Consider the following 13,156-nt stretch of genomic DNA (forward strand, 5'->3'; position numbering starts at 1 on the left):
TCGGCCATACGGCTGACGCGGGAACGGCTAGTTGCGCCTTTCGGGTTGGTTCCTTGCCTTGTCGGACGGCGTGTGCGAGTTTCGGGCGATGTGGCCACGGGGGTGGACCGCAGGCCGCTCAGGTCGATCCGGGGGGAATTCGGCGATGGTGCTCAGGCGTGTTCCGCGTGCCCGGTTGTTCCCGGCCGTGCCGGTGGGTGCGCGCTTGGTGATCGCGCTCGGCGCGGTGCTGGCGCTGCTCCTCGGCACGGTCCCGCCGGGTGTGGTCGACGTGCTGCCGTGGTTCGGCGCGGCGGGTCGCAGCGGTGACGACGCCGGCGCGTCGGCTCCCGACCAGTCCTGGGGATCCGCCGCGGCGCAGGCCGGGGAGGTCGAGGGCGACACGGTCAACCGGGCGATGCCGGAGTCCGAATCGGCCAAGTACCCGCAGCCGCGGTTCCCCTCCGGGGAGCCGCCGCCCAACGCGGTCCGCGAACTCGGCGCGCCCTCGGGCCTGGCCGGCTTCGACGCCACCACGAGCCACGAGGACGTCGAGCTGCGCCGAGCCGACTCGCGCACGTTCCGCAACGCGGACGGCACGCGGACCACCGAGTTCAGCCAGGCGGCGGTGAACTACCAGCGCGCCGACGGTTCCTGGCACCCGATCGACACCACGCTCGTGGCGGACGGCGCCGGCTGGCGCAACGCCGCCGACCAGGTCGACACCCGGTTCGGCGCGACGGCGTCCGAATCGCCGTTCGTGCGCCTGTCGTTGTCCGACCGGCACGAGCTGTCGTTCGGGCTGGCGGGCGCGTCCGCCGCACCCGCGCGGGTCGAGGGCAGCCGGGTCACCTACCCGGGCGTGGCCACCGGCGTGGACCTGCGCTTGGACGTCTTACCCGGCGGGGTCAAGGAAACGCTCGTGCTGGCCTCGCCGGACACACCGCACGACTGGGTGTTCCCGTTGCGCCTCAAGGACCTCACCGCTCGCATCGTGGAGGGCGAGGTGTCCTTCGTGGACGGCTCCGGTCGGGAGCGGTCGCGGATCCCCGCGGGCTTCATGACCGACAGCCACCCGGAGAACCCGTCGACCTCTCACGGCGTGCGCTACGAACTCGTCGACCACGACGGTGGCCAGGCGTTGAAGATGTCGTTGGACCAGGCGTGGCTGCGAGAGGCCGGCCGCGCCTACCCGGTGCTGGTGGACCCGTCGGTGCAGGCCACGGCGGCCAACGCCGCCGTGGTCACCTCCGGTGGCGCCCGCACCGGCGGGTCGGAGCTGCTGGTCGGTGACGGCGCCGCGATGTACCTGAAGTTCGACGGGGTGAACCCGGTGCTGACCGACCACCGGATCTTCGGCGCCCAGCTCTACCTGACCAGCTTCAGCGCGCCGTCCTGCCGGCCGGAGCCGGTCACCGTGCACCCGGTGACCGGCGCCTGGTCCCCGTCGGGATCGGGCCACCCGCCGACCGGCGGCTCGATCGCCGGGGCGTCGTTCGCGCACGGCTACCTGGCGCTCGGCCAGTCGCACTCGGCCTGCCCGGTGGCGCCGGACATGATCGACCTCGGCGCCGCGGGCCGCGACCTGGTGCAGGGCTGGGTGCGCGGCGGGGCCAACAACGGCCTGGCGGTGAAGGCCACCCGGAGCTGGAAGAAGTTCGCCGGCGCGGGCACCGCGAACCCGCCGCGGCTGTTCGTCACCCACACCCCGTACGACGCCTCCTACCGGATCGAACGCGGTGTGCCGCAACCGCCGGTGCACCGGCAGCAGGACGGCAAGGTGCGCATCGCGGTGACCAACCGCGGCTCGCAGACGTGGACGCCCGCCGCGTACAAGCTGGCCTACCGCGCCTTCACCGCCCAGGGGCGCGCGGTCGACTCACGCGTGTCGGCGGTGCTGCCGCGTGACGTGCCGCCCGGTGACACGGTGACGTTGGACGCGACGGTCTACCGCTTCGCCAACGCCGGCGACTACCTGCTCGACTTCAGCATGGTGCACGGCGGCACCTACTTCACCGACGAGCAGATACCGCCGGCACGGCTGTCGCTGACGATGTTCGAGCTGCCGCCGATCGTGAAGGCCCAGTACCCGCCCGCCGGGCACTCCGCGCCGACGCTGACCCCCCAGTTGTGGGCGGACGCGGTCGACGTCGACGCGCCCGCGGGCACCGGGGTCCGCTACGAGTTCGAGGTGTGCGGCAGCAACGCCGACGGCACCCCGGCGCCGGGCAGCTGCACGCTCGGACCGCGGGTGGCGAGCAAGACGTGGACCGTCCCGAAGGGACGGTTGCAGTGGAGCGAGACCTACCACTGGCGGGCGTTCGCGATCGACCCGAGCGGCGCCCGCAGCGAGGCGCTGCCGTTCAGCGCGCTGCTGACCGCGGTGCCGCAGCCGGAGATCACCTCGCACCTGGGCGGCGCGCCCTACAGCACGGGCGACCTCGACTTCGACCCGCAGGTGGGCAACTACACCACCGCCGCGATCGACGCCGCGCTCGGCGTCACCGGGCCGGAGCTGACCGTCGCGCGGACCTACAACAGCCTGGACCCGCGCAAGGCGAACCTGTTCGGCGCCGGGTGGTCCACCCGCTACGACATGCGCGTGGTGCCCGACCAGGACGGCTCGGGCAACGTCGTGGTCACCTACCCCGACGGCCAGCAGGTCCGGTTCGGCCGCAACACCGACGGCACGTTCGACCCGCCGCCGGGCCGGTTCGCCACCTTCTACCAGGACACCACGACCACCGCGCGGAACTACGTGCTGGTGGACAAGGCCAACACCGCCTACACGTTCCGCGAGTTCGACGGCCGGCTCATCACGATCCACGACAACGCCGGTCGCCTGCTGGAACTGGACTACGGCCTCAACGGTCAGGTCAAGCGCGCCATCAGCCGCACGAGCGCGAACCGGACGTTGTACTTCACGTGGACCGGCAACCACGTCACCGAGGTCCGCACCGACCCCGCGTCGACCGGCGGCACGCCGTTCAAGTGGACCTACAAGTACGTCGGCGACCGGCTGACGGAGGTCTGCGACCCCAAGGGCGGCTGCACCGAGTACGACTACGACAATGGGTCGCACTACCGCACCGCCGTGCTGGACTCGCGCCCTGACTCCTACTGGCGGCTCGGCGAGCCCGCCGGTTCGGCCGACGCGGTCAGCCAGGTCGCCACCAACCTCGCCAAGGACTGGGCCGCGCACCGCGGCACCACCCCCGGCGCGCCCGGCCCGCTGGACGGCAGCCCGGACACCGCGACCACGTTCAACGGCAGCAGCTCCTACGTCGCCCTGCCCGACGGCGCGATCAAGAAGTCCCGTGACCTGTCGGTGGAGCTCTGGTTCAAGACCACCGCCGGCGGACCGCTGATCGGGTTCCAGACCGCGCCGTTCGACCGCGCCCAGACCGGCGCCGTCCCCGCGCTGTACGTCGACCGCGACGGCAAGCTGCGCGGCCAGTTCTGGCACGGCCGCGTCGCCCCGATCACCACCACGGGCACGGTCAACGACGGCCAGTGGCACCACGTCGTGCTGTCCGGCTCGCTGGCCACCCAGACCCTGTACCTGGACGGCGCCAAGGTCGGCACCACCGACGGCGAGATCGACAACAGCATTCTCAACTCCGGGCAGATCGGCGCGGCGCACGCGGTCGGCCCGGCGGCCTGGGAGCCGTACGGCTGGTGGGCCGGCGCGGGCCGGAAGCACTTCGCCGGGGAGATCGACGAGGTCGCGGTCTACCAGCACCCGCTGGGGGAGGAGGCCGCCCGGGCCCACTTCCTCGCCCGGGAGCACTCCGACCAGCTGACGAAGGTCACCATGCCCAGCGGCCGGGTGGCCGCCGAGCTGGCCTACGACACCACCAACGACCGCGTCCGCGACTACACCGACGCCGACGGCGGGCACTGGGGGCTCGGCGTGCCGCAGGTCAGCGGCACCGAGAAGCAGGACGCCCAGGGCCGCGCGGTCCGCAACCTGGTGCGCTCGGTCCAGGTCACCGACCCGGGCGACCGATCGCACTTCTTCGACTACGACCCGGTCAAGGGACGGTTGATCCGCTTCGTCGCGCCGCTGGGCACCGGTGTGCGACTGGAAGACCGACCCGACCCGTCGGTGGTGCCCACCACCCCGTCCACCGCCCCACCCTGCACCGCCACCACGACCAACCCGGACGGCACACCCGCCTACTGCGGCGGCACGGGTGTGAGCAACCCCGACTGGCAGGGCGGTCCGGTGCAGGGCGTCGGCGTGCGCACCTTCGACTACGACGCGGCCGGGTTCCAGCAGACCATCACCGATGAGAACGGCCACCAGGTCGAGCTGCGCAACGACGCCCGCGGCAACGTGATCTCCCGCAAGACGTGCCGCGAGCCGGGCGTGTGCGACACCGAGCACTTCACCTACCACCAGCCCGCGCCGGGCAAGGTCAACGACACCGACCCGCGCATCGACAAGCAGCTCACCGTCCGCGACGGCCGTTCGAGCGGCCCCACCGACAACCGCTACCTGACGTCGATGGAGTACGACGCGCGCGGCGAGCTGGTCAAGCAGACGATGCCCGACGGCACCACCGTCACCCACGGCTACACCGACGGCACCACCGCCGCGGAGGGCGGCGGCAACGAACCCGCCGGCCTGCTGAAGTGGACCAAGGACGCGCGCGGCAAGCAGACCACCTACCGGTACTCCGCCAACGGCGACCTCGCCTCCACCACCGAGCCCGGCCGCACCGACGCCGAGGCCGAGGGCCTGGTCACCAAGTACCGCTACGACCTGCTGGGCCGCAAGGTCGCCGAGGTCGAGCTCTCCGACACCCACCCCCAAGGCCTGGAGACGAAGTACGGCTACGACGAGCTGAACAGGCTCGTGGACGTCACCGACGCCCCGGTCACCGACGCCGTCGACGCGATCCGGCACACCAAGTCCACCAAGACCACCTACAACGCGGACAGCCTGCCGGAGAAGGTCGAGGTCTCCGACCTCGCCGGTGGCGACTCGGCGCGCACCGTCACCTACACCTACGACGACCGCGGCCGCCAGGACTCCGTCACCGACGCCGAGGGCGCGAAGACCAGCTACGCCTACGACGTGTTCGGCAACCGCACCCAGGTGGTCGACCCGCTGGGCACCCGCATCGAGTACGCCTACACCGCCCGCAACATGCTCGCCGAGGTGCGACTGCGCGGCTGGCACGGCAAACCGGTCTCCGGCGGCCGGGGCGCCGGCGAGCAGCCCGACCCCGGCTCGCTGCTCGTGCTGGAGGCCAACACCTACGACCTCGGCGGCAGGCTCGTCCGGCACGTCGACGCCATGGGCCGCGGAACCCTCTACGAGTACACGCCCAACGGCTCGGTGTTCCGCGTGCACGCCGAGGTGCCGGTGCCGGGCGGCACGGCCCGCAAGGTGCTGCTGGAGCAGAACGCCTACGACGGCGCGGGGAACCTGGTCAAGCACACCGGGCCCGGCGGCAGGATCACCCAGTACGCGCACGACGCGGTCGGCCGCATCACCGAAGAGCTCGCCGACCCGACCGGCCTGGCCCGCCGCACCGCCTACCGCTACGACGCCAACGGCAACGTCACCCAGATCGCCCGCTCCGGCAACGGCTCCAACACACCCGGCCTGCAGACCACGGCGAGCTCGGTCGTCGACTACGCCTACGACAACGTCGGCAACCAGACCAGCGAGACCATCCAGCTCGGCACCACGCCGCTGACCACCACCCGCCGTTACGACCAGCGCGGCCTGCTCGTCGCCGAGACCGACCCGCGCGGCAACGTCACCGGCGCCGACCCCGCGGCGTTCACCACCGAGTACCGCTACGACGAGAGCGAACGGCAGGTCGCCGTGACGCTGCCCGCCGTGTCGGTCGAGACCGGCGGCGGCACACCGACCACGGCCCGCCCCCAGACGCTGCTCGGGTTCGACACCTTCGGCGACCAGACCGCCGTGAAGGACGAGAACGGCCAGGTCACCCGGACGTCCTACGACAAGGTCGGCCGCCCGGTCCGCACCGAGAGCCCCGACTACACCCCGCCGGGCGCCTCCCAGGCCATCAAGGGCGCCACCACGACCACGTACGACGCGGCCGGCAACGCCGTCGAGACGACCGACGAACGCGGCGCGATCACCCGGTTGCGCTACGACCAGCTCGGCAGGCTCGTCGAACAGCAGGACCCCAGGGCGGACAACCCGACCGAGGCCGGCGGCGTGTGGCGCTACACCTACACCCACACCGGTGAACAGCTCTCGATCACCGACCCGACCGGAGCGCGCACCGAGGCGACCTACGACGCGCTCGGCCGCCAAGCCACCAGCACGGTGTTGGAGCGCCGACCCACCGCCGCGGCCCACACCACGACACTGGAGCACGACGACGCGGGCGAACTGGTCAAGACCACCTCGCCGGCGGGCGACGTGACCACGTTCGGCTACGACGCGCTGGGGCAGCGCACCAGCGCGACCGACCCGGCGGGCGTGGTCGTGCAGCACGGCTACGACGGCCTGGGACGCCCGGTGTGGCAGCGCGACCCGCTGGGCCGCACCGACTACCTCCGCCTGGACGCCGCGGGACGGCTCACCGGCGCGTTCGACCTGAACGGGCAGAACGCCATCCAGCGCCGCACCACCTTCACCCACGACGCGGCGGGCAACGTGCTCACCGCCACCGACCCGCTCAACCACACCACCCGCTACACCTACGACGCGCTGAGCAGGCTCACCCAGCAGGTGGAACCGGTGACCGACACCGAGTCGATCACCACCTCGTCCGGCTACGACGCCCAAGGCAACCGCACCCGCTACACCGACGGCCGCGGCAACAAGTTCATCACCACCTTCAACACCTGGTCGCTGCCGGAGTCCGTGGTCGAGCCGCCCACCGCGGCACACCCGGACGCCACCGACCGCACCTGGACCGCGGTGTACGACACCGCCGGCAACACCACGAAGCTGACCGCCCCCGGCGGGGTGGTGCGCGACCGCGAGTACGACGCGCTGAACCGGTTGACGAAGGAGACCGGCGCCGGCGCGGAGGCCCCGACCGCCGAACGCCTGCACGTCTACGACGAGGTCGGCCGCGTCAAGGAGATCGACGCGCCGGGAGGGCGCGACGCCTACGAGTACAACGACCGCGGCGGCCTGCTGTCGGCCACCGGCCCGTCCGGCGGAGCTTCCTACTCCTACGACGCGGACGGCCGCGTCACCAGCCGCACCGACGCCGCCGGCACCACCGCGTTCGGCTACGACAAGGGCAGGCTCAAGACCGTCGTCGACGGGATCACCGGGATCGGCCTGACCTACGACTACAACGAAGCCGGTCAACCGCGGAGCCTCCAGTACGGCACCGGCCGGACCCGCACGTTCGACTACGACCCGCTGGGCCGCGAGAAGACCGACGTGATCAAGGACGCCGGTGGGGCGACGCTGTCGTCGCTGGCCTACGAGTACGACAACAACGACCGCCTGACCCGCAAGACCACCACCGGGCTCGCGGGCGCGGGCGACCACACCTACACCTACGACCACGCCAACCGCCTCAAGTCCTGGACGGTCGACGGGCGGACCACCGACTACGCGTGGGACGCCTCCGGCAACCGCACCCGCAACGGCGCGAAGACCGCCACCTACGACGAGCGCAACCGGCTGCTGTCCGACGGCGACTACACCTACAAGCACACGCCACGCGGTTCGATGGCCTCGCGCACCTCGTCGGGGTTCGAGGAGAAGTTCTCCTTCGACGCCTTCGACCGGCTGATCCAAGTCGGAGCCACCACCTACGCGTACGACGGCGCCGACCGACTCGTGTCACGGGGCAAGAGGTCGTTCACCTACGCCGGTTTCGACATCGACCCGACGTCCGACGGCGACAGCACCTACGGCCGTGACGCCTCCGGCGAGCTGATCTCCATCGCCTCCGGCGGCGTCAAGCGGCTGACGGTGTCGGACAAGCACGGCGACGTCGTCGGCGGCCTGGACCCGACGACCACGACCGGCATGGCCGACTCCGCCGCGTTCGACCCGTTCGGCGCCGTCACCGCCACCACCGGGACCAGCCGCCAGGTCGGGTTCCAGGGCGACTGGACCGACCCGGACACCGAACAGGTCAACATGGGCGCCCGCTGGTACCAACCGGGCACCGGCGGCTTCGCCTCGCGCGACACCGTCTCAGCCTCCTCCGGCACCGCCACCCTGTTCAACCGCTACACCTACGGCGCGGGCCGTCCGCTCGACCTCATCGACCCCGACGGCCACTGGCCCAACTGGAAGAAGATCGGCTCGGTCGCGCTGTCGGTCGTCAAGGAGGTCTCCGGCTACAACGACGTCGCCAACTTCGTCCGCAACCCCAGCTGGGGCAACGCGTTGTGGGCCGCGTCCAACTTCATCCCCGGCGGCAAGCTCCTCAAGGGCGCCAAGTACCTCTACAAGGGCGTCAAACGGCTCTCCAAGTACGGCGACGACGTCGCCGGCGCGGCCCGCAAGGCCGGTAGGCGTGGCAGCTCGGCCGCGCGACGCTCCGGTGACGACGTGGCCTCCAGCGGCCGCCGGGGGAGCAGGGCCGGGTCCAGCGCCCGCCGCTACGGCGACGAAGCCGCCTCCGGAGGACGCCGTTACGGCGACGACGCGGCGGGTTGGTCGCGACGCAACGTGAGCGGCTACGCCTCCACCGCGTCCCGTGAAGCCGCCCAGGCCGCCGCGAAACGAGCCGCTGCCGCCGCTGCCGCCGCCGCAGCCGCCGCCCGCCGTGCCGCGATGGAAGCGGTGACCAGACGCGCCCAGGCCGCGATCGCCGACGCCGCCAAGACCAACCCGATGCCGGTGCTGCAGGCGGCGTTGAAGCCGAAGATCGCCGCGAAGGACCTGGTGTCGTCAGCGGCCAACCTGCCTGCCCGTGCCGCGTCCGCCGTCGCCGCGAACGTGCAGGACGTCAACAAGGTCTGGGAAACCGTCAAGGCCACCGTCGTCAAACCCGGCGCCAACATCGTCCAGTCCGTCGGCGAACAGGCCGTCTCCGACTTCGCCAACAGCCAGGTACCCGGCCTCGGCGACGCCCTCTCGCTACTCGGCCCAGGCCGTAAACGCGGCAACGGCGCCGCGAAGAGCTCCGGTTCCGAAGGCCGTGCCCAACTGGCCGACGGCTCCAGCGGTCTCAAACCGCCGGGTTCGGGAGGGAACAGGTCCGAAACTGGTAGCGATGACAGGGTTCCCGGCGACTACCTGGTCGACAAAGCCTTCAAGGCTCCCAAGCAGATCGCACCCGGGACCCGTATCCTGGAAGGCGAGTACATCAACCATCGTGGCCCCGGTGGCATCCGCATCGAGCCTTGGAAAGCCTACTATGACGAGTACGGGCGACTAATTGCACGCAACGACTACAACGCAGCTATGTCGGAGCGGAATATTCCCGGCACACACCACCACGTATACAAGTACGGTCCTGGACGTGGAGGCGGACAAGAGATCGTCAAGCACGCGCCCGGAGAGTACACGGAATGATGAACGCGCATCTGAACATCTACTTTGAGTACTTGCGTCGTGCCTCGTGGTCGATGACCCGCGTGGTCGTCGAGAACGACGGGGATGGCGTATCCCTGTCCGTGGAGGCGGCCTCACCGGGTGAGGGTGTCGTGCTGCGTCTTCGATTCAGTGGTGTCACGGGCCTGCGGCTCCAGCAGTCGGAGGGCTTCTCGCTCGACCTCCAGATCATCGACATGACCTCGGACGGGTGGGAAGGCCTGCGCTACAAGGTGACCGACCCGGAGCATGACATCCTGGCATTCTGGTGCGAGGACGTCCAGATTGACGCGCTGTGACGGGCGCGCGATCTGCAGCGCTCCGACAGTGAGCCTCTACAACCTCATCCGGCGTTGAGGTGGAGTGTGAGGACGGCTCGGTCAGACCAGTGATGCGGGTGGAGCCGCCCGCACCCAGCTTCGCCACCCAGTGCAGGTTGTCCTTTCACCCGCTTCCACAACCGGTCATAACGACGCGCGGTCAGCGGTGGGGGCGGCCAATACCCGGGTGATCGGTTGCCGGCGCTCGGTGCCGAACTTCCCGCGCAGCCGTACCGCACACGGCTCGGTGTTTAGATCATCAACCGCAGCCCCAGCGCCCCGGATCGACGGCAGGCGGCTCGGCTACCTAGACCTGGTCGACGGCGTCGCGTCGCTGACCACAGCTGGGCGTGGGCTCGTCCACGAACGCGGCTACTTCACCTGGGGCGTCGGCGGGCACGGGTCGCTGCTGCACGACCTGACCGGGTTGGCGACCGGACGCGTCGCCTTCGGCAGCGGGGTGCGGCGGGACGAAGGGCGCATCGCGACCGGAGCGGGACAGGTCGACCGCTCGGTCATGCGGCCGATCGAGGACGCCGTGCCGGCCGGGATCGACTTCACCAGCGTCGCCGACCTCGGCTGCGGTGACGCCACTCGGCTGATCCGGCTGTGTGGTCGGGACGAGTCGTTGCGCGGCATCGGCATCGACATCAGCGCCGCGGCGTGCGACCTGGCCGCGGGCAAGGTCGCCGACGCGGGACTCGCCGATCGCGTCGAGATCGTGCGCACGGACGTGCTCGACCGGGTCGACCACCGCGTGTTCCCGGGCGTCGACCTGGTGGCGAGTTTCCTGATCGCTGTTCGCTTTCCTGGCCGTCGCCGTCTGGTTCGCGCTGCACAAGAGGCCGCCCGGCGGCGGTGGCAACACCCCCGACGGCACGCCCGGCAAGCCGTCCACCACGCACGGCAAGGTCAACGCGTCCGAAGGGGTGTCCAGTGCGCAGGACACCACCGCCGAAATCGCCCAGCGGGGCCGTCCCGGCGACAGCCCGACGACTACGCCGCCGAGCGACGCCACGCAACCCTCGAACCCGCCTGACCCGAACCGGCCGCCGGGCGGCAGGCGCACCACGATCGACCCGAACCACGACGCCGACACCAAGCGCGCGTTGCAGCGGGAGAACGAGTCCGCCGACACCCTGGCCCAGCAGGGCTACGACATCGAGCAGAACCCCACCGTGCCCGGCCCGAAGAACCCGGACTACAAGATCGAGGGCGAGGTCTTCGACAACCTCGCCCCGATCACCGGCAACCCGCGCAACATCCACAGCCGCATCGAGGAGAAGGTGCTCGACGGCCAGACCGAGCGCGTCGTGGTCAACCTGCGCGACAGCTCGGTGGACGTGGACCGGCTGCGCACCCAGATGCACGACTGGCCGATCCCCGGGCTCAAGGAGGTCATCGCCATCGACAAGAGCGGCAACGTGGTTCACTTGTACCCGTAAGGCACCTGTTGAAGGACGGTCAGTGTCCATTTCGTACAGTCTCGCGCTCGCCACGCCCCTGCCCGCGGAGCAGGTGGCCGACGCGCTGCGCGAGGTCGGCGCCACCACGGGCCTGCTCGACGCCACGGCGCAGCCGCTCGGGGACGACACCACCACGACCGACGGCACGTGGGTGAGGATCGTGCCCGAACACCCACGCCCGTGGAACCCGGTGCTGGAGGTCCTTGGCGTCGCGCCGACCGTGCGCGTGTCGTTCCGGCTGGACAAGGCGGGCGACATCACCCGTCAGCAGGACGGCGTCGTGCGGCTCGCACTGGGCCTGCTCGCCCGGGTTCGCTCGGACGCGGTGCTGCACAGCGACTTCGAGGTCATCTGGCTGCTCCTGCGCCACGGCGAACTGCTGCTCAACGAACGCGACGACCTGTGGCCGCCGAACCGCCTCGCCCTGGTCGCGTACCCCTACCGGCGCGAGACCCGCACGTTCCCGGAGTAGTCCGGCTCCCGGTGCGCGTTTGTGGTTGACGTGGTGTCCGGTGTCGTGCAGTTCGGCGGTGGTGCGCGGGACGCCGTAGGTGCCGGTGGACTCGCGGTGGATCACCCGGATGCGGGCGGCCAGGTCCGCGTCCTGCGCGGTGCGGTCCGCGCGATCGGGTGCGGTGGCCTTCCAGTGGTGACCACGGGATGCGCGGGTTCGGCCAGGTCTACGTGCGCTGCGCCGCCCAGGACGACTTCGATGACGACGAGCTCGCGCTGGTCACGAGGCCGACCCTCCCTGCCGGCCCTCGTCGGAACAGCTGATCCACATCCGGTCGTTCCTCCGGGACCTGATCGAACGCGCGGTGCGGTCGCCCGAGCACGCGGCCGTGGTGCTGTCGGACCTGAAGAGCAGGTGGTACGCCGAGCGCGCGTTGCCACTGCTCCGGACACTGCTGTCGACCCGTTCGACCTGACCCGGTTCCTGGTCGAGCGGCCCTGGGCCCGTTGATGCCGCGCGGTCGGGCCGGAACGTGCGCCGGCGCCGGTGACCGACATCACCAACGGTCCTGCCAGTCGCGGGCCCGCAGTCGGTCGGTACGGCCGTCGAGGTCGAAGTCGAACGACAGCGTGCCGAGCACCTGGTCCACGATCGTCAGCATCTGCTCCGTGGTCCGTCGCCGCACCGCACACCAGGTCGAGCGAGCGAGTCATCGGGCCTCCCCCGATCCGGCTGGCCACCTCTTAACCGATCACCACCGCCCCGACCCGGCGCGCGATCTCCACCAGTGCGTTGACGTCGGCCGGGAAACCCAGGTGGTGCACGACGATGATGGCTTTCGTCCGCTCGGCGACTTCCGCCACCGACGCCGAGGCCACGAACGACAACGACGCCACCACGACCTCGTCACCCGGCCCGACGTCCGCCGCGAGCAGGGACGTGTAGAGCGCCGCCGTGCCGGAGTCCACGGCTACCGCGTCCGGAGAACCGAACCGGGCCGCGAACTCCTCCTCGAAGGCGTGACGGGAGCACCACGACCTGGGCGGTGAGGCTGGGGCAGCGGGAAGGGCAAGCTCGGCGCCGGGCGCTGCGCGCCGCCGATGCTCGGCCGGCCGGTGCGAACCACGTCGATCGGCGTGGAGATCCGTCGCAACCGCACCGCCGTCCGGCGTGGCGTGACCGCTCGACCTCGCCAGGCCCGATCAGCGGTGATCCGACGGCCGGCCTTCGGGCTGGAGCGCCGCGGTCGTCGGGAGGCTGATGGACCTTTCGCCGTGTGGTGCCGGCACCACGACCGAGCCGGGGATGGCGAGCAGCACGGTGTCACCGCTGCTGGTCAAGCGGCTTCCTGTGCTCGTGACGAGTCCGCCGAGGATGTGTCTGCGGCCCAGTCCGCGGGTGTCGAGGTCGTGGACCTCGGTGGGGTGCT

The 13,156-nt window shown here is 71.0% G+C and carries 6 protein-coding genes and 1 pseudogene; 5 read left to right on the forward strand and 2 right to left on the reverse strand.

What is annotated here, in order from left to right; translation table 11 throughout:
- The first annotated feature begins 145 nt into the window (after positions 1 to 145).
- The 5 genes from IOD16_RS14690 (at position 146) to IOD16_RS40225 (ending at position 11,745) form a co-directional block, all read left to right on the forward strand.
- Positions 146 to 9,469, forward strand: coding sequence for a LamG-like jellyroll fold domain-containing protein (locus IOD16_RS14690; protein ID WP_201440505.1), 9,324 nt, complete (start codon positions 146 to 148; stop codon positions 9,467 to 9,469).
- Positions 9,466 to 9,786, forward strand: a complete 321-nt coding sequence (locus IOD16_RS14695) for a hypothetical protein (RefSeq protein ID WP_201440506.1) — start codon at positions 9,466 to 9,468, stop codon at positions 9,784 to 9,786. The genes IOD16_RS14690 and IOD16_RS14695 overlap by 4 nt, the downstream gene beginning before the upstream one ends.
- A gap of 538 nt (positions 9,787 to 10,324) precedes the next feature.
- Positions 10,325 to 10,846 carry an SAM-dependent methyltransferase gene (locus IOD16_RS41460; protein WP_442978122.1) on the forward strand — a complete coding sequence of 174 codons (522 nt, stop codon included), beginning with the start codon at positions 10,325 to 10,327 and terminating at the stop codon, positions 10,844 to 10,846.
- The gene (locus IOD16_RS14705; protein WP_201440508.1) at positions 10,737 to 11,252 is read left to right on the forward strand and encodes a hypothetical protein; all 516 of its coding nucleotides are present in this window, start codon (positions 10,737 to 10,739) and stop codon (positions 11,250 to 11,252) included. The genes IOD16_RS41460 and IOD16_RS14705 overlap by 110 nt, the downstream gene beginning before the upstream one ends.
- 22 nt (positions 11,253 to 11,274) lie before the next feature.
- Complete coding sequence (locus IOD16_RS40225; protein WP_236594984.1) at positions 11,275 to 11,745, forward strand: SitI3 family protein; 471 nt, start codon at positions 11,275 to 11,277, stop codon at positions 11,743 to 11,745.
- A 27-nt stretch (positions 11,746 to 11,772) separates the two neighbouring features.
- Here IOD16_RS40225 and IOD16_RS41465 read toward each other — a convergent pair.
- Positions 11,773 to 11,868, reverse strand: a pseudogene (locus IOD16_RS41465) (IS3 family transposase); the annotation flags it as partial.
- Positions 11,869 to 12,470: 602 nt separating this feature from the next.
- Positions 12,471 to 12,923, reverse strand: coding sequence for a DegT/DnrJ/EryC1/StrS family aminotransferase (locus IOD16_RS40970; protein ID WP_268957734.1), 453 nt, complete (start codon positions 12,921 to 12,923; stop codon positions 12,471 to 12,473).
- Between the last annotated feature and the right edge of the window lie 233 nt (positions 12,924 to 13,156).

The sequence above is a fragment of the Saccharothrix sp. 6-C genome (genome assembly GCF_016695385.1).
In the GTDB taxonomy this organism is placed as follows: domain Bacteria; phylum Actinomycetota; class Actinomycetes; order Mycobacteriales; family Pseudonocardiaceae; genus Actinosynnema; species Actinosynnema texasense.

Coding starts and splice junctions, on each gene's coding strand:
- IOD16_RS14690 (WP_201440505.1), top strand. CDS start 146: ATGGTGCTCAGGCGTGTTCCGCGTGCCCGGTTGTTCCCGGCCGTGCCG.
- IOD16_RS14695 (WP_201440506.1), top strand. CDS start 9,466: ATGATGAACGCGCATCTGAACATCTACTTTGAGTACTTGCGTCGTGCC.
- IOD16_RS41460 (WP_442978122.1), top strand. CDS start 10,325: ATGCGGCCGATCGAGGACGCCGTGCCGGCCGGGATCGACTTCACCAGC.